Source organism: Shewanella insulae (genome assembly GCF_009831655.1).
In the GTDB taxonomy this organism is placed as follows: domain Bacteria; phylum Pseudomonadota; class Gammaproteobacteria; order Enterobacterales; family Shewanellaceae; genus Shewanella; species Shewanella insulae.
Map to the genome: position 1 here is coordinate 502,249 of NZ_WRPA01000001.1, position 20,166 is coordinate 522,414.

Here is a 20,166-nt window from a genome sequence, read left to right on the forward strand (position 1 = left end):
TTAAATCCCTAAAGCGCTATACACGCAACCGCTTTGGTCAGTAAACTAATCCTGTGTCACCCAATTCCGATGAGAAACAAGTATGCATTCTGTTACCCCTATTCCCGCCTTTGACGACAATTACATCTGGTTGATCCAAGCAGAAGAGAACCATGGCCTTTATGTGGTCGATCCAGGCGACGCCCAGGCGGTACTCGACTATCTCAAGCAACATCAGATAGTGCTGGACGGGATCCTGATCACCCATCATCACGGCGATCACACGGGCGGTATCGAGCAGTTACAGGCGATGCATGACCATAAGCTCACCGTGTATGGACCGGACAACGAGAATATCAAAGGGATCAATCACCCCATCTCGGGGCAGACTGTATCGGTTAAGCCAGAAAAGCTAGATGGTGAGGCCAAGATTTTTCACCTCCCCGGCCACACGCTTGGGCATATCGCCTACCTGATTGACGATCATCTGTTCTGTGGCGATACCCTGTTTAGCGCAGGCTGTGGTCGACTGTTTGAGGGCACGCCCGCCCAGATGCGCCATTCCCTACAGATCTTAGCGCAGCTCGACGACACCACCCTAGTCTACCCCGCCCATGAATATACCCAGGCGAATCTGGCATTTGCCCTAACAGTAGAGGAACACAACGAGGCGCTTGTCAGCCACGCCGCCATGGTCAAACAGCTTCGTGACCAGAATCTTCCGAGTCTGCCCTCCAGCATTGGACTGGAGAAACAGATCAACCCCTTCCTGCGCGTCGACCAAGACGCCATCAGGCAGAAACTGGGCCATCATTTCGCTCAGCATGTGACAGATAACGACACCAGTTTCACGCTTCTGCGTCAATGGAAGGACAACTTCTGATTATTCCTATACAATGGCGCGCTAATTAAGTCCCCGCCGAGCCAGCCTTAAGCTTGCCGCTTCGCCGAGAGGGACCCAAAAAGTAAGGAATAATTGTCGATGCGCTTACCCATTGTCCTGGTCGCAGGGGGACTCTCCCTGCTTGCAGGCTGTCAAACCTTTACCCAGCCGGAACCGGCTGCGCCGACGATCACCACAGCGCCGGTGGTTGTCGAGCCTCAAGTTACCGCTCCCGTTGAGCCTGAGCCGATCAAGATCACAGATGTGTGGCAACGTATTCGCCTGAGCCTAAGCCTGCCGGTACCGGATCAGAAACTGGTCAATCAGTATCGTAACTGGTATCTCAAGCATCCACAGCATCTGGCCAGGGTATCGGAACGCGCCGAACCCTTCATGTACCTGATCGTCGAGGAGATAGAGAAGCGCAACCTGCCTATAGAGTTGGCGCTGCTGCCTATCGTTGAGAGCGCCTTCGATCCTTTCGCCTACTCCCATGGCGCCGCCTCGGGCCTGTGGCAGTTTACCAGCCCTATGGCCAAACACTTTGGCCTTGAGATGAACTGGTGGTACGACGGTCGCCGCGATGTGCCCGCCGCCACCGTTGCCGCGCTGGATATGATGGAGTACCTATACCGAAAGACAAACAACAACTGGCTGTACGCCATCGCCGCCTATAACACAGGCGAAGGCCGGGTACTCAATGCCGTAAAGCGCAATCAGGCTAAAGGGCTGGCAACCGACTTCTGGGCGCTGGATCTGCCACGAGAAACCGAGCGTTACGTGCCTCAGCTACTGGCACTGGCCGATGTAATAGCCAACGCCGATGATTATGGCATCTCCCTCTATCCCATCCCCAATCAGCCACAGCTAAAGGTTGTCGACGTGGGCAGTCAGATCGATCTGGCTCTGGCCGCCGACATGGCAGGAATGAAGCTCAACGAGCTACACTCGCTCAACCCAGGCTTTAATCAATGGGCCACGGCGCCCGAGGGGCCACACCGTCTGGTGGTGCCGCTGGAACATGCCGAGCTTTTTGAAACTAAGTTGGCCGCCAGCGACAAAGACCAGCGTCTCAAGTGGCAGCGTTACAAGATCAAGTCAGGCGATAGCCTGGGGCTAATTGCCAAACGCTTTAACACCACACCCTCGGCTCTTCGCGCGGTAAACGACATCAAGGGCAACCGTATCATCGCCGGTAAGCATCTGTTGATCCCGGTTTCCTCCAAGGATCCGGCGAAATATCTGCTATCGGCCGATCAACGCCTGCAGAAGCGTCAGTCAGGCGGCAGCGGCTATAAGATGACCTACAAGGTGAAATCCGGTGATTCACTCTGGTTGATCGCCAAACATCACAAGGTAAGCGTATCAAAACTCGCCAAGTGGAACGGCATGGCGCCTAAAGATACCCTTTCTATCGGTCAGAAACTGGTGATCTGGCAAAAGGGCGACAGCAAAGCCGTGACCCGTACGGTGAACTACACGGTGCGTTCGGGAGACTCCCTGGCGAAGATTGCCAGTAAGTTCAATGTCAGCGTAAGTCAGTTAGTGAAGTGGAACAGCCTGTCGACCAAGAAATACTTGCAGCCAGGACAGAAACTGAAGCTCTACGTGGATGTGACCAAGTCTCGGGTTTAATAATACGGTTTTAATCTTACCGATTTATAGATGATCGCCTTTAGGGGCGATGAGTGAAAACAAAAAAGCGATGCCTAGGCATCGCTTTTTTGTTGTTAGGCCAATCCTATCGTTAAGCCAATCCGTGCTGACTTGGTAATGACCTTTTGGCTCAGCCAATCACAGCCGCGCATTACAAGCCACCTAGCTTCTTAAACAGCTTGTCTTTCAGCTCGTCGGTGGCCTTCTCGGTTTCCTTCTTGAGCTTGGCATCAAACAGAGCCGCCGTATCCAGAGAGAACTTAGGCTCACTGATGCTGCCACCGATAGCAAAGGGGATATCGACACCATAGAGCACATCTTTCTCCGCGCCGCCCTGGCCCTCCAACGAGCCTACAACCGAAGTCTTAAGGGCGTAATCGATTGCCTCAGACAGCAAGTTTACATTGCCCTTGCCTTGCAGGCGGATCAATGGCGAGGCCATGTTAAGATCCGGGTTATTCACTATTCCCTTGGCCATGGTAAAACTGCCAGTCAGGCTGGTGAAGTCGGTCTTCTTTTCACCGCTAGAGGCCGCATTCAGGTTACCGGCGAGTTTTGCCTTGGCGTCACGCAACATCTGGGGAATGTTCACCCCGTACAGAGCGCCGTCGGCCACTTCAAATTGTCCCTTAGCATTAAGGTTACGCTTGATGTTGTCCGGAATAAGGCTAAAACCGCTACCCGCCACCTCGAAGTTGGTGGTGCCGGCCAACATGTCGACCTCGGCTGCATCGGTCAGCAAGGGACGCACCTTGATGCCGGAGATCTTCTTGTTAAAGCGATAGCTGGCCACAGGTTTACGGCCATCGAGCTGAGCGCTGGCTAGCAACTTACCCTGATAGAGATCGGCGCTTAGCTCGCTGACATTGAGCACACCGTTTTTCAGCGTTAGCTTCATCAGCCAGTTTTCAGTCTTTATCTTATCGGCAATGACAGACTTAGCATCGAGATCCAGCTTGAGATTAACCGCCTTCATGCCGGTAAGATCAGGCTCTTTGGCCGCAGCAGCGCCCTCACCTTTTGCCGCCTTATCTTCGCCCTTGGCACCGTCCTCTTTTGCCATAAAGGGCGTCACATCGATATCGCCAAAGCTCATAGAGGCTACCACATCCGGCACCTTAGCCCCATAATTAACCGACAGCTTACCCTGGGCCTTAATCTGCTCGATATTCAGACTAGAGAGCACCAGCGCCATAGTCTTAGCGTTATTGTCCAGCTCGAGCTGGGTGGTGAGGTTGATGTTCATACGCTTATTGGGAATGGTATCCCCTTCGAGGCTGTTCTCAATCTCAAAATCCTTGATGGCTATCTTCGCCAGGCTCGGGTCGACCTTGATCTGCCCCTTACCTTCACTGGCAAGCTTCATCTCAGGCTGGGTCATAGAAAACTTGTAACCCAGATCGGCAAACTGCCCCAGAGAGAACTCACCTAGCGTTAATGACGCTAGTGCCAGCGCCTGGGTTTTCCCCGTCGCCTCATCGTAGAGGTTCACCTGAGTGTTGGTGATAGCTATGCCACCGATATTCAGGCTGCTCAGCTGCACGCTGCCCTGGGCAGATTCATCCCTAGCCGTTTTATCGCTAGCCTTATCGGCCTTCTCGCCACCGGACGTCAAACCATCCATGCTGCTACGGCCATTCTTATAGCTGTCGAAGTTTAGGGTAAGGCCATCTAAATTTAGCTGGGCGATCTCCACCTCTTTGCTAAGCAGCGGCAGCAATGCGACCTCAGCCACTATGCCGTCGACCTTGAGCATAGTGTCATGCTTGAAGCCATTAGGATTTGAGAGACTGATATCGCCAAGAGTGATACCTATGCTGGGGAAGAAGGTCCAGCTGAGATCTTGATTAATCACCAGCTCTCGTCCGGTTTGCTTTTTAACCGCCTCGACAATTTGCGGTTTAAAGTCGTTGGGATCAAAAATAAGCGTGAGATAGGCGATCAATAATAGAAAAAGAGAGGCAAATACTATGAATAGCCATTTAACAAATTTCATAACAGGTTCCGTCTGGTAAGAGTGAGCAACAGGCCCGTTAGGCCAGTTGCGAGAGATCCAACTGCTCTGACGATACAGCAACGCCATTATCGTCGGCATAAAGCATCATACCTGGCTTAATTATAACGCGATCTATCTCTAGCGTAACGTTTACATCGCCGAAATCCCGCTTTTCCGTCTTGATTGGATTCGCCCCAAGTGCTTGAATACCAATGGGCATCTGCGCCAGGGCGCCGACGTCACGCACATAGCCGTTGATCACTATGCCACTCCAGCCATTGTCTACCGCACTCTGGGCTATCATGTCACCAAGCAGCGCACGCCGATTAGAGCCGCCGCCGTCTACCACCAAGACTCTACCCTCACCGGGCTGAGCCAGTAGTTGTTTCACCTTGGAGTTATCTTCGAAACATTTAACCGTGACCACCTCTCCCCAGAAAATACGCTTCTGGCCAAATTGTCGATAATGTGGCGTTAACAAGGACAATTCTGTTGCATATTGATCGAAGAGATCGGGCAGTAGATCCAGCATTGCAGCCTCCCTGCAGAACTAAGAAAAGTTAAGTTACTATAACAAGGCGAATATAAAATGAAAATTAGATGAATTTAAATTCGATCGGTTTTAGAATGTGCCTTCGCTAATATGGGTTGGCGATTTAATCATCAAGATAATAACACTAAGTTTCTGGCAAACTCACGGATCTAGCTTCGCGACTATCGGTCAGGACACAATGGAATAAAATGACAGATCATCTCAATTTACATGATGCAATGGCTGCCCTCGATGAATATGGTTACGAGCAAAAGCGTAGCAGCGAACTGAGCCAGGCCCGTACCCATGCGCAGATGGAGAAATATCTTAGATCATTAGACTTTAATCTGCGTAGACTACTGATCTTACAAGAGGTCGTTGGCAAGCTCGTTGATGAAGAACAGGCCAACCTCGCACGCCAGGAAAATATTCAGACTTATAAGACTAAGGTCATTAACCTGTCACGCGAGTATGGTATCTCCTACGATCGCGTATTGGAGATCATGCAACAACAGGCAAAGTAACCCCTATAACCTGCCACCCGGCAGGTTATTTTGCCCTTAAAGTTTAAAGGTTGAAATAAGGGATTCAAGATCCGCCGAGCCCGCCTTAATCCTTTCGCTGGTCGTGCCTATCTCTTCACTCTTTTGCTGATTCTCCAGTGAAATATCGTTAATGCGGGTCACATTCATATTCAACTCGGCAATCACCGCACTCTGCTCTTCCGTAGCGGTAGCGATCTGAATATTCATGTCTGAGATCTGTCTGATAGAAGACTTGATGGTTTGCAGCGCCTCTACCACCTGACTCGTCTCACCAACCGTCTGTTCCGACTGGGTCTTGGCCCGGGCCACCGAGGCGTTAACACTGTCAACCGAGGTGCGAATCGCCTCTATGATACCGTTAATCTCCTGAGTCGACTCCTGAGTCCGACTGGCCAGAGTCCGTACCTCATCGGCCACCACAGCAAAACCGCGTCCAGCCTCGCCGGCCCGCGCCGCCTCGATGGCCGCATTGAGCGCCAGCAGATTGGTCTGTTCTGCAATGCCGACGATGACATCGAGAATTTGGCCAATCTGACCTGAGCTTATCTGCAGCGCCTGGGCCTCATCAGCGGTGACCTCTAACTCTTTTGATAAGCCCTGAATCTTGAGGACGGCACCATCGACAACGGCCACAGTATCATCGGCTTCTCCGTCGGCACTACCGGCGCTATCGGCAGCAAGCTGCGCATTTGAGGCCACCTCGGAGGAGGCCATAGACATCTCGTTGATGGCGGTGGCAACGCTCTGGGTCTCCGCCTGCATATTAGTGGTCACCGCATTTGCCTGCGCAGAGATATCCGCCAGCCCTTCGGCCAACTCACGGCTGTGAGTCACGGAGGCACTTACCGAATTCACCAGCGCCTGGATCTTGGCCACAAACTCATTAAAACTCGCCGCTACCTGTTTCAGCTCATCCCGGCCAGACTCTTTCAATCTCAGGGTAAGATCCCCCTCGCCGCGCGCAATATTTTCGAAGGCAGCAATGGTTTCAGCCATTGGCGCCGAAATGCTGCGGGAGATGACCCCCAAGATCAGAATCACGGGCAACCAGACGGCAATACAGATCAGCAGGTATTTGCCAATGAAGGCTTGCATCTCCTCTTGGATATCATCCACATAGGTTCCCGTACCGACAATCCATCCCCAGGGCTGGAACCGTTTGACCACGCTCATCTTAGGACTGGGTTCAGAGGCATTGGGTCGGTTCCACATATATTCGATCAAGGCATAGTCGCTATTTGCCGTACCTGTGACCATCTTCTCGAACAATCTCACGCCATTGGGATCTTTCATCCCCAGTACATTGGTGCCCACCAGCTTCTTGGCAAAGGCATGCTGCACCATGATCCCCTGCCTATCTATGGTCCAGAAATACTCATTCCCTTCATACCTCAGGGCATTTAGGGCAGCAATGGCACTACGCTTAGCCTCTTGTGTGGTCATGCTACCCGCCTGGGAAGCCTCATAGAACTGGCTGATCACCTTCTCACCCACATCGGACAAGGCAGATAACTTGGCCTGTTTCTCCTTCACCAATACCTCTTCGATATTAGCCAATGCAAACACAAACATGATGACTGTCGCCACAACGGCGAGCAGCAACATAAACAGTAATCGGTGGGCAATTTTGAACTTGCGAAACAGGGCGTAGATGGCGTCCATAGTGATCACCTCAAGGCAGTGACAGGAATAAAGCGCGACCCTATAAATCTCGCCTATTCAACAGTTTTTGTCAAAGCGACTATCCCGCTATAAATGCATACTTTAGTGGAATAAAAAGGCGTGACCAGCTAGATATAATACCTATTAGTGAATAATTCATCTGTGCCGGCCAATAGCAACTAAACTAAAGTGTCAGTACTTTTTATAAGGGTAATATTGCACGATGAAAACTAAGGGAATAGTGCTTCTGGTCATTGTCGTTACAGGACTCTTATCGATCTTTTGGTGGGGCGGCAAAGCGCCCGCTACCGAGCCCCCCATTAAGTTAAGGATTGCCACCTCCACCACCCCCTTAAGTGCGCCGCTTATTATCGCCCGGGAGTTGGAGCTGTTTAAGCCCTATAATCTGGATATAGAGCTGCTTCCCCTTCGCGGTGGTCATCTCTGTTTTCAGGCCATGATCCAGGGCGTCGCCGATCTCGCCACCAGCTCTGAAACCGTGATCATGTTTAACGGCTTTCAGCGCAAAGACTTTCGCCTGTTGGCGAGCTTCGTCGAATCCGATAACGATCTCAAATTGCTGGCGCTTAACGAAAATTCGCCCAAAAGCCTTACTCAGCTCAACCACAAAAAAATTGGCATGGTCAAGGCCAGTGCCAGCGAGTTCTTTGCCGATGCTTTTCTAATCATCGGCGGTCATCAACAGCAGGATTTTGAGAAGGTATTCATGTCCCCCCAGGCGTTAGGGCCAGCGCTGCTGGCCGGTGAGGTCGATGCCATCTCGGTATGGGAGCCCTTCGGCTATAAGCTGATCCAAGAGTATGGCGATACCATCTACCAATACCCAGGAAAAGGGATCTATAACCTCTCTTTCAATCTGGTCACCACAGAGTTAAATGCCAAACTGCATGAGAAACAGCATGCCGACATTCTAAGGGCCTTAAAGAGTGCACAAACCTATATTAATCAACACCCTCAAAGTGCCAAACAGATTATTAGCGATTATCTAAATATCTCACTATCAGAGCTGGAATGGGCATGGAATGATTACCTATTTCGGCTAACTTTAAATAACTCACTTCTCTCGAATTTACATGCTCAGGCACGCTGGGCGATCGCCAGTGGCGCCGTCGATGCGCAGAACGCCCCGGATTTTAGGCTGCTTCTGGATGAATTAGCGCTCAAGCAGGCACTGGATAACTAGGATCTCACCAACAAATGATGATCAATACCCGATTGAAATTGTTGCTCTTTGTCAGCCTGTTTCTGACAACAACCATCCTATTGAGTTTCGCCGGCTTAAAGCATATACAAAAAGAAAACCTGCAGGAGTTGTCACAGAGCATGCAACTGGAGAGTGCCATAGATGTACTCAGGAGCCGACTCTGGGCCCTACAGGAGTTTCAAGATAAGGAGGTATTGACCCAAACCTTAGCGGCTCATCAGCAACTCAAACAGAAGCTAGCTGAGGCACCGTTTCTGGCACCGACGGCTAAGATATTGACCACCAACTTGAATCGTCAGGCAGACAGCCTATCGGCCCTGCTCGACCTCACCCGGCAACAGATCAATACCTCTCCCCAAAGGGGCATCATCTCGGCCCGGGGCATGTTGACGACCCGCTTTAATATTACCATTCAGTCGATGAGCGAAGATCTCACCAGTCTGCAACACCTGGTTATCGACAGCCTTGCCGAGCAACAGTCGCAGATCCTCTCTACCACCATACTGTTTCTGCTGGCAGGCTCAATCGTAGTGTTATTGGTCACCATCTCAACCCTTAAGGCCTTCAGAGAGAGTCTGCACCATATGACCATAGGGATCGGCAGAGTAAGCCAAGGTGATCTCGAAAACCCTATCGAGATTGTCCACAGCAATGAGTTGGCCCAACTGGCACAGAAATTCAATGCCATGACCCGCAAACTTAAAGAAACCACCATCAAGAAGGAAGCACTGCAGGGAGAAGTGGCTGCACAGACCAAACAACTCAAACGGCAAACCCAGAAGCTTAAGTATGTGGCCGAACACGATGACCTCACGGGGCTCTATTCCCGCAGCGCCTTCGAACGACAAATAGATACCGCCATTGCCCGCTGTCAACGTACCCAGATGCATGCGGCCATGTTATTTATCGATCTGGACAAGTTTAAACAGGTTAACGACAACTTAGGTCATGAAAATGGTGACAAGGTCCTCTTAACGGCGGCGAGACGCATACAAAATTCGGTGCGCAGCTCGGATATCTGTGGTCGATTGGGAGGAGATGAATTCGTTGTCTGGCTAGAACCCATCAACGACATCGAGGAGGTGAGCCTAGTGATCGATAAGATCATTCGTCAGGTATCACCGCCTATCATCTGCGATCGCAACTCAGTCTCTCTCACCGTCAGTATCGGAGTCGCCATGTATCCTGGCGATGAAGTCAGCCGCCTAAGCCTGATCAAGATCGCCGACGACAACATGTATCAGGCCAAACAGGTCAATGGTAACAGCTATCGCTTCACCGAACAGGCAGCTCAACAGGTAGACAAGAGTGAAACGGGCTGACAGCTAAAATCGTCGGCTAATTTAACCCGTTCGAAAAGAGAAGCGACGCTGCAACAGCCTCAGATTAACTCTTATCATTAACAAGATGACAAATCCGCCTAGATAGAGACTTGGCTCGATCACCTCTGACTTCACCGACCAATAAAAGTGTATGGGAGCAAGTAGCGCGACCAGATAGACCCAATTATGCAGCTGTTGCCAGCGCCGGCCCATGGCTCTTTTTACCTTGGCAAATGAGGTGATTGCCAGCAGTAGCAAGATGAGATAAGCCGTCGCACCCACCAGGATATAGGGACGCTTAACGATCTCACTCAGCAGTAGCTGCCAGGCAAACAGCAGGTCCAGGCTCAAGAAGGCCAAGATATGTAAGCTGGCATAGGCAAACACATACAAGCCCACTAAACGACGAGTCTGCATCAATAGTCCTAGCTTGAAATGTTTCGCCAGAGGCGAGATAAGCAACACGGCAACCAGGGCATTGAGTGCCCCCATCCCGGTATAGTGGATGATGTACTGAACCGGATCGCCCCCAAGCTGATCGTTAAGCACACGCCACACCAGCACCGCCAAGGGCACCAAGGCGACAAGATGAAACGCTATCTTTATGGGCAACAGGTGCCTGGCTTGCAATCGAAACAAAGATTTCTCCTTAGTGGGTCTCTTTGACATATGAAGGCTTAATAGTACTGACGCAGGTTCATCCCTTTGTAGAGATGGGCCACCTGCTCGCCGTAGCCATTAAAGGGCTGGGTCGCGATTCGCTGCGCTGAGAAGATGCCACCCTCACCGATGCGTCGCTCTGTCGCCTGGGACCATCTCGGGTGATCCACCTTAGGGTTCACATTGGCATAGAAGCCATATTCATGGGGCGCCAGCTGATTCCAGCTAGTGGGCGGCTGCTTATCCATTACCCGGATCCTGACGATAGACTTGATGCTCTTGAAGCCATATTTCCAGGGCACCACCAAACGGATCGGTGCGCCGTTTTGCGGCGGCAGCGTCTTGCCATAGAGACCCACAGCCATAAAGGCCAGATCGTTTGTAGCCTCATCCAGCCTCAGTCCTTCCACATAAGGGTAATGGATCCCGCCCCCCATCAGGCGGCTCTTCTGCCCTGGCATCTGATCGGGATCGAACAGTGTCTCAAACGCCACATGGGTGGCACCAGCCTTGATCCCCGCCTTGGCCAACAAGGCCTTTAAGGGAAAACCCACCCAAGGGATCACCATTGACCAGGCCTCGACACAGCGAAGGCGATAGATACGCTCCTCCAGCGGCAACAGCTTGGTCAGGTCGTCCAGATCCAGTGTCAGCGGCTTATCCACCAATCCTTCGACCTTAAGTGTCCAGGGATCCACCTTAAAACCCTGGGCATTGTCGACGGGATCTGTCTTGCTGGTACCAAACTCGTAAAAATTGTTGTGGGTGATGACCTTCTTCTCGGGCGTGAGGATCTCCTCAAGTCCAAAGCCCTTATTCTTGCTGAACGCCAGCGGATGGGTCACAAATGGGGTCTGCGGCTCTGACTTACCAAAAAGATCAAACAGTCCCGCCTGCACCTGACCAGGAATACTCGCCCCCAAGGCCCCCAAACCAAGGGCCTTGATGATGTTGCGTCTATCGTTAAATACCGCCTCTGGCGTAATATGTGCGCTCTTCTCCTGCCAAGTTTTGCTTCCCCTTCCTATCATGCCTTTCGCCATATGCTTACACCTTTATTCGTTGCGTTTCAGCCCATGCTTAATTAGATAGCCAAATGCCTTAAAAAATTTCACCTAAATAATATTTAACGTACAAGTGTTCGTCATTTGCCCTATCGCCCCTTGAACCGACTCTAACCACATGAGAGGCTTAACGCCAAGCTTATAACGGGTATCGACTATGTTGACAGAACTTCCTTTATCTCTCCCACAAATCATCGTCTTAGGCGCCGTAGCCATGCTGGCACTACTGATTGGCGCCCTACTCAACCAGCGTCTTACCCGCAGTAAATGGCAGGGAGTTAAAGAGGAACTCATCCAGGAGCACGCCACGGCAATGGCTCAACTGGAAGCAGCACTGGAAGAGAAACGCGGCGACGTCGCTCAGCTCAGTCAAAAACTCGAGCATCAGATCAATCTGCTGGGCATGAGCCAGGCCCAGGCCCAACGTGCCGACGAACTCGAACAGCAACTTCAGCAGAGTCAGCGCAAACAGATGGAGACGCAACTTGCCCTATCCAAGTCAAACGCCATTCAACAAACGCTAACGGTAAAGTTTGAGACAGAGCAGCAGGCACTGGAAGATAAGATTCAGCATCTGCACGAATCTGAAACACGTCTAACCCAGCAATTTGAAAACCTCGCCAACAAAATTTTTGATGCAAAGGCGCAGAGGTTACAAAATGAGAGCGAACAGCAGCTCTCAAATGTACTATCGCCCTTCAAACAGCAGCTTGAAGGATTTAGAAAGCAGGTTCAGGAATCCTACACGGTCGAGCAGAATGAGCGCAGCGCACTCAAGCACCAGCTGGAGTCACTCAAGGCGCTAAACCTGCAGATGAGCCAGGATGCCATCAACCTCACCAAGGCGCTCAAGGGTGACAACAAGCAGCAAGGCAACTGGGGCGAAGTCATTCTCGAGCGTGTGTTGCAAGAGAGTGGCCTCAGAGAGGGACACGAATATGAGACGCAGCAAGATCTCAAACACGACAACGGCAAACGTTTTAAGCCGGATGTGATCGTGCATCTCCCCGAAAATAAGGATGTGGTGATCGACGCCAAGATGTCACTGGTAGCCTATGAGCGTTACTTCAACAGCGAAGATGAAACCATCAAGGCAGCCGCCATCAAGGAACATTGCCAGTCGATACGTAATCATATCAAGGGCCTCAGTCAAAAGGATTATCAGGCGCTCCACGGCTTAACAAGCCTGGATTATGTGCTAATGTTTATTCCGTTGGAACCCGCGTTCCTACTGGCACTCGAGCATGAGCCAAACCTGATCAACTATGCATTGGAAAACAATATCATGCTGGTCAGCCCCACCAACTTACTGGTGGCGCTACGCACCATTAACAACATTTGGCGCTATGAATATCAAAACCAGAATGCCCAGCGCATCGCTAAACAGGCGGGTAAAATTTACGACAAGTTATGTGGTTACCTGGAAGACATGGAAAAAGTAGGACGCGCTGTGGAGTCACTGGACAAGCACTATCATGCGGCAATGGGTAAGCTGAGCACGGGTAAAGGCAACTTGATCCGCCAGGCCCATCAGATGCAACAGATGGGGGTTACCACTAACAAGCAGCTGGACAATCAGTTGCTCGACAAGGCGCTCGGAGACCATCTGGATCATGACCTGATGGAGCATGACATAAAACTGAATTGATCCTAGGCTACACTCTGAACCAGAGCTTAAGCATTAGCCCAAAAGCTCAGCAAGACGCGCCAAGCAGCACAACAAGGACAGAAAGATAATGCCAAAGCAGTCAGGCACACTTTTTCAGGCAAAACGCTATCTATTGATAGGTTTAGGCGCACTCATCCCCATGGCGCTGTCGGCAGCGAGCTTAACCCCTGCCCAGCAGCAATACCTGGATGCCAGAGAAGCTTTGGATAAAGGCAAATTGAATAGCTATCAATCGCTAAGAAAACAACTCGATGGCTATCCCCTTACGCCTTACCTCGACTATCACGCCGAGATAGACAGCATCCTTAAGGCGCCGGGCCTTGAGGCCTCAAAGGCGATATCCCGCTTCGACGGCACTCCCCTGTACAACAGTGCCCGCCACCGCTACCTGGAAAACGCCGGTAAACAGCGGCATTGGCAAGACTTTCTCGCCTTGAGCCCTGAATCACCCCGTAGCATTGACCTACAATGTTATTACTACCGTGCCAAATTAAGCCAGGGCGACAAGGCGTCGGCCTTTAAAGGGGCCCAAACACTCTGGCTCCACGGACGTTCACGCCCCAAGGCGTGCGATCCCCTGTTTAAGGCCTGGGAGAAAGCCGGTCACCGCAGCCAATCCCTGCTCTGGTCACGCATGTTGCTGGCCTTCAACGCCGGCGAGTACGGCCTGCTTAAATATCTGACCAGTAAGGTCACGGCCCATAAAAAAGAAGCCAAACACCTCCTGGCCGTCTATCAAGATCCCCGCAGCCTGAGATACACCAAACGCTTTAGGGTTAAGGCTCCCATCTACGGCGATATCGTCGATGCAGGCCTCAGACGTCTGGCGCGAAAAGATCTTATCAAGGCAGTTAATCTGTTTCAGAAGTATGAGAAGGCTCATCGTTTCGGCGACTATCAGGGGCAGAAGCTGGCCCGCTACCTGATGAAACGAGCCTTGATCGCACAGGAGCCTAAACTTAAGACCTTTATCGATCGCCGACTCCCCAAGACTGACAACGACGATCTTAAGGTGCTGCGCCTGCGATGGGCGATCCGCGAGGCCGATGATCAGAGCCTGGACAGATACCTGCCCCTGCTGAGCGAATCTAAGGCCCAGAAGGCGCGCTGGCAATATTGGACGGCGAGACGCCAGATGGAAACCGGTGCAAAGCTAACCGAGACCTCCCTGCTAAGCTTAAGTAAACAGCGTAACTTCTACGGTTTTACCGCGGCTGAACTGGCCTCGACGCCGATAAACCTGGCGCAGATCGACACCAAGCTCGATGAGAGCCTGACACCTCAGTTAGATCAAGACCCAGGGCTTGCCCGCGTCACGGAGCTGTTGGCGCTGGATAAAAGAATCGATGCCCGCGCCGAATGGGTATTGCTGCTTGGTCGCCATCCACGCAGCAAACAGGCGCAGTATGCCCTATTGGCACAGCGCAACCAATGGCACGATCTGATGGTACAGGCTAGCATACAGGGCCGGCTTTGGAACGACATGACGCTGCGCTTTCCCTACGCCGCCGACGAAGCCTTCAAAGACGCCAGCAAGAGTGCCAAGGTCGACATCGATGAGATCCGTGCCATCGCCCGCCGAGAATCAGCCTTCTATCCTTACGCCACCTCAGGCGTGGGTGCCCGCGGCCTGATGCAGCTGATGCCGGCTACGGCAAAGGAAACTGCCCGCAAGCATGGCATGAAATACCGCGGCAGAAAGAGCCTGTACGACATCTCTATCAATACCACCCTGGGGAGTCGCTACTACAAGTCACTGCTGGACAGATTCGATGGTAATCGGGTACTGGCCACCGCTGCCTATAACGCCGGCCCCCACAGGGTGAAACGCTGGCTGGAGAAAAGCCAGGGCAAGCTGGATGTCTTTGCCTTTATCGAATCTATCCCCTTTACCGAGACCCGTGAATATGTGCAGGCGGTGCTAAGCTACCGCGCCATCTACCAGGCTAAGCAGCAGAAACCTGTAGCACTGTTCTCTCCTAAGGAGCTGGCCTTCAAATACTAAAGCTTGTCGCCGATGTAACAGCATTGGCGATAAAAGCCGCAGTTCGTCACGACTTATCGCGCTAAACATGGACACGCCACACTTAATGTGAATAATTATCATTTACAACATTCTTCAAAGTGAATCCATGAAGCTCAGCCAACTCACTATGGGCTGCGAATATCAGCCTTTTATCGCCCTCAACAGCGGGCAGATCACTGGTTACGAGGCCCTTGCACGATTTTTCACCCCAAAGGGGCAACCGACGCCTCCTAATCAGGTATTTGAGCAACTGCATGATACGCCTGACTTGCTTGGCCGAGTCGAATATGCGGCCAAACACTTGCAACTTAGCCGAGCCCCAAAAGATAAGGCCCTGTTTCTGAACCTAGATCCCCATGGATTATCGACCGCATTGATCACCGACCTGATCAAACAGATACATAGGCGCCCCAACACCACAATAGAGCTCATCGAAAACACCTGTGCCAGCGATGCCAGGCAGGCACTCTCCCTGGCCAGCCAACTTCGAGCGGCGGGCATTGATATCGCGCTAGATGATATCGGCGCTCCCCATGCCATGCTCTCTCTGGCATTGACCACTCAGGTTGACTGCCTTAAGTTCGATAAAATCTGGCTCAAACAGCTTCACCAGCCCCACACACAAGGGCTTCTGAAGGCCCTGATCAATTTTGCCCGCACCGCAGGCAAACTCACGATACTCGAGGGCGTCGAAACCCGGGAGGAACTCACCATCGCCCAGGAATTTCAGTTCGATTGGGTACAAGGTTTTCATTATCGCGATGCCTTTATCCAGGCAGAGATCAAGCTGCCGCTAGCGGGGTTACTCGAGGCAGATACGCTCGGCTAATCCTTGATAAACGACCAAAAAAGCTAGCCAATCATAGGCTTCTGCCTCATAGTTAAAGGTCATCATCACGATTGTTTCTGACCATTGAGTGCTCACCATAAGGAGTATCATGTCTCATTCAAGCATCACGGCAATCTTAAACCAGCTTCAGCGTGTATTGCTGGGCAAGCCACATCAGATCAAGCTGGCCCTCACCTGTATCCTCGCCAAGGGACACCTGTTGATCGAAGATCTGCCCGGCATGGGGAAGACCAGCCTCTCCCAGGGAATGGCGCAGAGTCTGGGGCTGAGCCATCAACGCATTCAATTTACCAGCGATATGCTGCCGGCAGATATTCTCGGGGTTTCTATCTTCGACAAGGAACAGTCTCAGTTTGTATTTCACCCAGGTCCCATCTTTAAGCAGATGATTCTCGCCGATGAGATCAACCGCGCCAGCCCCAAGACTCAGAGCGCCCTGCTCGAGGCCATGGCAGAACAGCAGATCTCGGTAGATGGCATCACCCATGCCCTGCCCAGCCCCTTCTTCGTCATCGCCACCCAGAACCCCAGCGAGCAATCTGGCACTTTTCCCCTGCCTGAATCCCAGCTCGACCGTTTCATGATGCGGATCTCCATCGGCTATCCCGACGAGACCGCCGAGATGGCCATGCTGAAGGGGGAAGATGTCTCGCCGGCGCAGCAGCACCTACCCGCCTGTATCGACCCGCTCACCCTGATTGAGCTGCAGTCTCAGGTGAGCAAGGTCAAGGCCTCGGAGGCGCTGCTCAACTATATTCTCGCCCTGGTAAAAGGCTCACGGCAGCTCAACGAGGGCTATGGGCTATCACCCAGGGCCAGCAAGGCGCTGCTCAACGCCGCTAAGGCCTGGGCCTTCATTCAGGGACGGAACTATCTAGTGCCCGATGATGTGCAGGCGGTATTTGCCGCCGTGGCCGAACACAGGCTGAGACATACCAGTCAGCAACAGGGCGAGGCGCTCTCACAGCGACTGCTCGCCAGCACTAACCCCATATTGTAAAACCACATTATTAAACCTATGGCCAGGATGACGACGAGACGAGGTAGATTAAGTGCATGGTGGCAGGCCTGGATTGCCAGGCGTTTACCCGCCAACAAAAGAGTAACCCTGGCCCATAGGAGCATCTTTATCCTGCCCACGGGTTTTGGTCTCTTCTGGCTACTATTTGTGGTCTTGCTATTCCTCTTTGGCACCAACTATCAGAATAATTTGGTGATCGGGCTTTCTATCTTGCTACTGAGCCTGTTCCACACCTGCATCATCTATAGCTATCGTAATCTAGCAGGCATGACATTAGAGGCAAAAACCGGACCAGAGGTCTATGCCGGCGAGACCTTGCTCTATGGCGTATCCCTCCACGCTAAACAGGTGCAGCATCAGGTAGAACTCAGCTATGAAAAGACCCAGGTGCAGACCATAGCCCGAGTAGCCGATAAGGCCCAGGAGGCGCTGATCCCCCTGAGTAATAGCCGACGAGGCTGGATCCATCCCGGCCGCCTTAGGGTTGAGAGCCGCTATCCATTGGGGCTTTGCCGCGCCTGGTCCCATGTAGATCTCGCCAACGCTCAAATAGCCTTCGCACGGCCCAAGGCGGGCCAATATGAACTGAGTGCCGAGCAGCAAGGCGACGATCATCTGGCTAAAGATCAAGGTAAGCAGGTAGTCGGGGTCGAGGAGTTTCAGGGCCTTAAGCCCTTCGTCACCGGCGAGTCACTCAATCAGATCGCCTGGAAACAGCTGGCTCAGGGACGCGGCATGCTCACCAAAACCTTTGAGCAGCCGCAGAGTGCTCCCCAATGGCTGACCTTAGACAGTCACGCCCCGCTTGAAGAACAGCTCAGCCTGCTGACCTGGGCGGCAGACAGGCTCTCGGCCAAGGGGCAGATCTTCGGCCTCAAGCTACCGGGCAAGACGCTAGCGCCCTCCAGCGGCGAAAAACATAGGCATTTGGTGCTCGCCACCCTCGCCGTCTATCCTGAGCATCTGGAGAGTCCCCATGGCCGATAGCAAGAGCGAAAACATCGGCCGTCAGAGTCTGCTCTGGTTATTGCTGGTTAACCTCAGCGTGCTGGCACCGCTATACGATAAGATGACCCCCTGGAGCATGGCCATCTGCGCCATCTGCCTGCTGTGGCGGGTAGGCATCTTTTCCGGCAAGGTCGCCAAACCGCCAAGATACCTGGTCACCACACTGGCAATCGCCTCCGCCGTCACCCTGGCCTTAGTCACGGCGCAGATAGGCCTGTTAAACGGCTTTATCAACCTGCTGATCCTGGGTTATGCCCTTAAATATATCGAGATGCGCGACAGACGCGACGTGCGAGCCGTGGTGCTGGTGGGCTTCTTCCTCATCGCCGTCACCCTCATCGAGAAGCAGAGTCTGTGGTTTACCCTGCAACTGACCCTAGTCGCGACCATCAACATATGCGTTCTGGTCTGCCTCTATCTTAACGCCAGCTCAATTCGGCGCACCGCCAAGCTTGGGGCCAAGCTCATGCTACAGAGTCTGCCGCTGGCCATCGTCCTGTTCATGGTGTTGCCTAGACTACCGCCCCTCTGGTTGGTGCCCAACCCCAAGAATGCCACCACAGGGCTCAGCGATGAGCTCTCCTTCGGCGATATCGGCAAGCTGACCCGCTCCAGCGCCCTGGCCTATCGGGTCACGTTCGATAGCAGCCGGCCGACCAACAGTCAGCTCTACTGGCGCGCCCTGGTGCTGGATCATTATGACGGCAAGACCTGGACCCAAGATCCGGGGATCAAGACGCTACAACGACAACGAAAAGCAACCAACGCACGGCCCAGCCCCGAAGGCGAGCCGATAGACTATGAGGTGATTGCCGAACCGAGTTATCAAAACTGGCTCTTTGGACTGGATCTCGCCTATACCAACACCCGAGAGATCCTTGAGCTGCCCGACGGCCGCCTCTATGCCAAGGCGCCCCTGAGCCAAAAGTATCAGTATCGGGTCTCCTCCTATCCAGAGGCAAGACTCGATCGCCAACTAACGCCTGACCTTAGGCGCCGCAACCTGCAATTACCGAGCGAGAGTAATCCAAGAGCATCGGCCCTGGGTCAAAAGTTAAGAACTAACTATCCGGATAACGAGCGGCGCCTTAACGCCATCATGACACTGTTTAACCAGGCACCATTCTTCTACACCCTGGAGCCCCCACGTGTCGGCCCACAGCAGATCGATGATTTTCTGTTTGAGAATCGCGCCGGTTTCTGCGCCCACTACGCCAGTGCCATGGTGTTCCTCGCCCGCCAATCAGGCTTGCCCGCACGCATGGTCACGGGCTATCAGGGCGGCGAGTGGAATCAGGCAGGTGGTTACCTCAGCGTCTATCAATATATGGCCCACGCCTGGGTCGAGGTCTGGCTCGAAGGCAAGGGCTGGACCCGCTACGACCCCACCGCCATGATCGCCCCCGAACGGGTCGAGGCCGGTTTCGATGCCATGTTCTCACCGGAGCAGAGCTATTTAATCAACAACCCCTTCAGCAGTTTAAGACTACGTCAGTATCCCCTGCTCAATAATTTGCGCATGTCCCTGGCCAGCATAGATTATTACTGGAGCAAGTGGGTACTGGGCTTCGATGAAGACAGACAAAGCCAACTCCTCAAGGAACTGCTAGGTGAGATCAACGCCACCAAGCTGGCTATCTTCATCATCGCCTCTTTCGGCGTCATCGCCCTCTTTATCGCCTATAGCGTCGGCCTGTTACACTTCAGTCGCCACCCAGACCCTGTCGTCGCAGGATTTGAGCAGATCGGTGCCATGCTGACCAAACGCGGCCTGCCCCGTGCCCTGGGAGAGTCGATGGATGCCTATCAAATGCGGGTACTAGCCGCGGTGCCCGAGCTGAGCGAGCCGATGACGCGCTACACCACAAGCTATATGACCCTTAAATATCGCGCCCCCTCGCCAAAGGCCTGCAAACAGCTTAAGCGTCAGCTGAAACAGGATCAACGTCGCCTGCGCCTCGCTATCCTCAGGCTCAAAGGCAGCTTAGCCATCAGCGAAGGCGCAAATGAGTAGCCACGCAGCAACACAGTTTAGGCCGGAAGCATAAGGGGCATAATCAGACACTTT

General features: G+C 52.7%; 16 protein-coding genes. 11 read left to right on the plus strand and 5 right to left on the minus strand.

Annotated features, from left to right (window positions below; genetic code table 11):
- The first annotated feature begins 82 nt into the window (after nucleotides 1–82).
- Nucleotides 83–862, plus strand: coding sequence for a hydroxyacylglutathione hydrolase (gene gloB, locus GNT65_RS02235; RefSeq protein WP_160793473.1), 780 nt, complete (start codon nucleotides 83–85; stop codon nucleotides 860–862).
- A gap of 99 nt (nucleotides 863–961) precedes the next feature.
- Nucleotides 962–2,497 carry a LysM peptidoglycan-binding domain-containing protein gene (locus tag GNT65_RS02240; RefSeq protein WP_160793474.1) on the plus strand — a complete coding sequence of 512 codons (1,536 nt, stop codon included), beginning with the start codon at nucleotides 962–964 and terminating at the stop codon, nucleotides 2,495–2,497.
- A gap of 172 nt (nucleotides 2,498–2,669) precedes the next feature.
- Here the strand turns inward: GNT65_RS02240 and GNT65_RS02245 are convergent, their stop codons facing one another.
- Both GNT65_RS02245 and GNT65_RS02250 read right to left on the minus strand, forming a co-directional pair.
- On the minus strand, nucleotides 2,670–4,514 hold the full coding sequence (locus GNT65_RS02245; RefSeq protein ID WP_160793475.1) for an AsmA family protein: 1,845 nt from the start codon (nucleotides 4,512–4,514) through the stop codon (nucleotides 2,670–2,672).
- 37 nt (nucleotides 4,515–4,551) lie between these two features.
- Nucleotides 4,552–5,046: a putative 4-hydroxy-4-methyl-2-oxoglutarate aldolase gene (locus tag GNT65_RS02250; RefSeq protein WP_160793476.1), complete on the minus strand. Its 495-nt coding sequence runs from the start codon at nucleotides 5,044–5,046 to the stop codon at nucleotides 4,552–4,554.
- A gap of 209 nt (nucleotides 5,047–5,255) precedes the next feature.
- Between GNT65_RS02250 and GNT65_RS02255 the strand changes: the two genes are divergently transcribed.
- On the plus strand, nucleotides 5,256–5,570 hold the full coding sequence (locus GNT65_RS02255) for a hypothetical protein (protein ID WP_160793477.1): 315 nt from the start codon (nucleotides 5,256–5,258) through the stop codon (nucleotides 5,568–5,570).
- Nucleotides 5,571–5,606: 36 nt separating this feature from the next.
- Here the strand turns inward: GNT65_RS02255 and GNT65_RS02260 are convergent, their stop codons facing one another.
- Nucleotides 5,607–7,253, minus strand: a complete 1,647-nt coding sequence (locus GNT65_RS02260; RefSeq protein ID WP_160793478.1) for a methyl-accepting chemotaxis protein — start codon at nucleotides 7,251–7,253, stop codon at nucleotides 5,607–5,609.
- A gap of 223 nt (nucleotides 7,254–7,476) precedes the next feature.
- Here GNT65_RS02260 and GNT65_RS02265 point away from each other — a divergent pair, with 223 nt between their 5' ends.
- A complete protein-coding gene (locus GNT65_RS02265; RefSeq protein ID WP_160793479.1) occupies nucleotides 7,477–8,457 on the plus strand; it encodes an ABC transporter substrate-binding protein in 981 nt (326 codons plus the stop codon).
- A gap of 14 nt (nucleotides 8,458–8,471) precedes the next feature.
- On the plus strand, nucleotides 8,472–9,800 hold the full coding sequence (locus tag GNT65_RS02270) for a sensor domain-containing diguanylate cyclase (RefSeq protein WP_160793480.1): 1,329 nt from the start codon (nucleotides 8,472–8,474) through the stop codon (nucleotides 9,798–9,800).
- A gap of 21 nt (nucleotides 9,801–9,821) precedes the next feature.
- On the opposite strand, the gene msrQ is transcribed toward GNT65_RS02270, so the two are convergent.
- Both msrQ and msrP read right to left on the minus strand, forming a co-directional pair.
- On the minus strand, nucleotides 9,822–10,439 hold the full coding sequence (gene msrQ, locus GNT65_RS02275; RefSeq protein ID WP_160793481.1) for a protein-methionine-sulfoxide reductase heme-binding subunit MsrQ: 618 nt from the start codon (nucleotides 10,437–10,439) through the stop codon (nucleotides 9,822–9,824).
- 38 nt (nucleotides 10,440–10,477) lie between these two features.
- Entirely contained in the window at nucleotides 10,478–11,491 is a 1,014-nt protein-coding gene (gene msrP / locus GNT65_RS02280) for a protein-methionine-sulfoxide reductase catalytic subunit MsrP (RefSeq protein ID WP_160793482.1), read from the minus strand.
- Nucleotides 11,492–11,681: 190 nt separating this feature from the next.
- Here msrP and rmuC point away from each other — a divergent pair, with 190 nt between their 5' ends.
- From rmuC to GNT65_RS02310, 6 genes are all read left to right on the plus strand, one after another.
- Entirely contained in the window at nucleotides 11,682–13,172 is a 1,491-nt protein-coding gene (gene rmuC, locus GNT65_RS02285) for a DNA recombination protein RmuC (RefSeq protein ID WP_160793483.1), read from the plus strand.
- 88 nt (nucleotides 13,173–13,260) lie between these two features.
- Entirely contained in the window at nucleotides 13,261–15,198 is a 1,938-nt protein-coding gene (locus GNT65_RS02290) for a transglycosylase SLT domain-containing protein (RefSeq protein WP_160793484.1), read from the plus strand.
- Nucleotides 15,199–15,325: 127 nt separating this feature from the next.
- Nucleotides 15,326–16,048, plus strand: a complete 723-nt coding sequence (locus GNT65_RS02295) for an EAL domain-containing protein (protein WP_160793485.1) — start codon at nucleotides 15,326–15,328, stop codon at nucleotides 16,046–16,048.
- 109 nt (nucleotides 16,049–16,157) lie between these two features.
- Nucleotides 16,158–17,069, plus strand: coding sequence for an AAA family ATPase (locus GNT65_RS02300; protein ID WP_160793486.1), 912 nt, complete (start codon nucleotides 16,158–16,160; stop codon nucleotides 17,067–17,069).
- Nucleotides 17,070–17,096: 27 nt separating this feature from the next.
- Nucleotides 17,097–18,077: a DUF58 domain-containing protein gene (locus GNT65_RS02305; RefSeq protein ID WP_338091756.1), complete on the plus strand. Its 981-nt coding sequence runs from the start codon at nucleotides 17,097–17,099 to the stop codon at nucleotides 18,075–18,077.
- On the plus strand, nucleotides 18,067–20,112 hold the full coding sequence (locus GNT65_RS02310; protein WP_160793488.1) for a transglutaminase TgpA family protein: 2,046 nt from the start codon (nucleotides 18,067–18,069) through the stop codon (nucleotides 20,110–20,112). Before GNT65_RS02305 ends, GNT65_RS02310 begins: the two co-directional genes overlap by 11 nt.
- The last annotated feature ends 54 nt before the right edge of the window (nucleotides 20,113–20,166 follow it).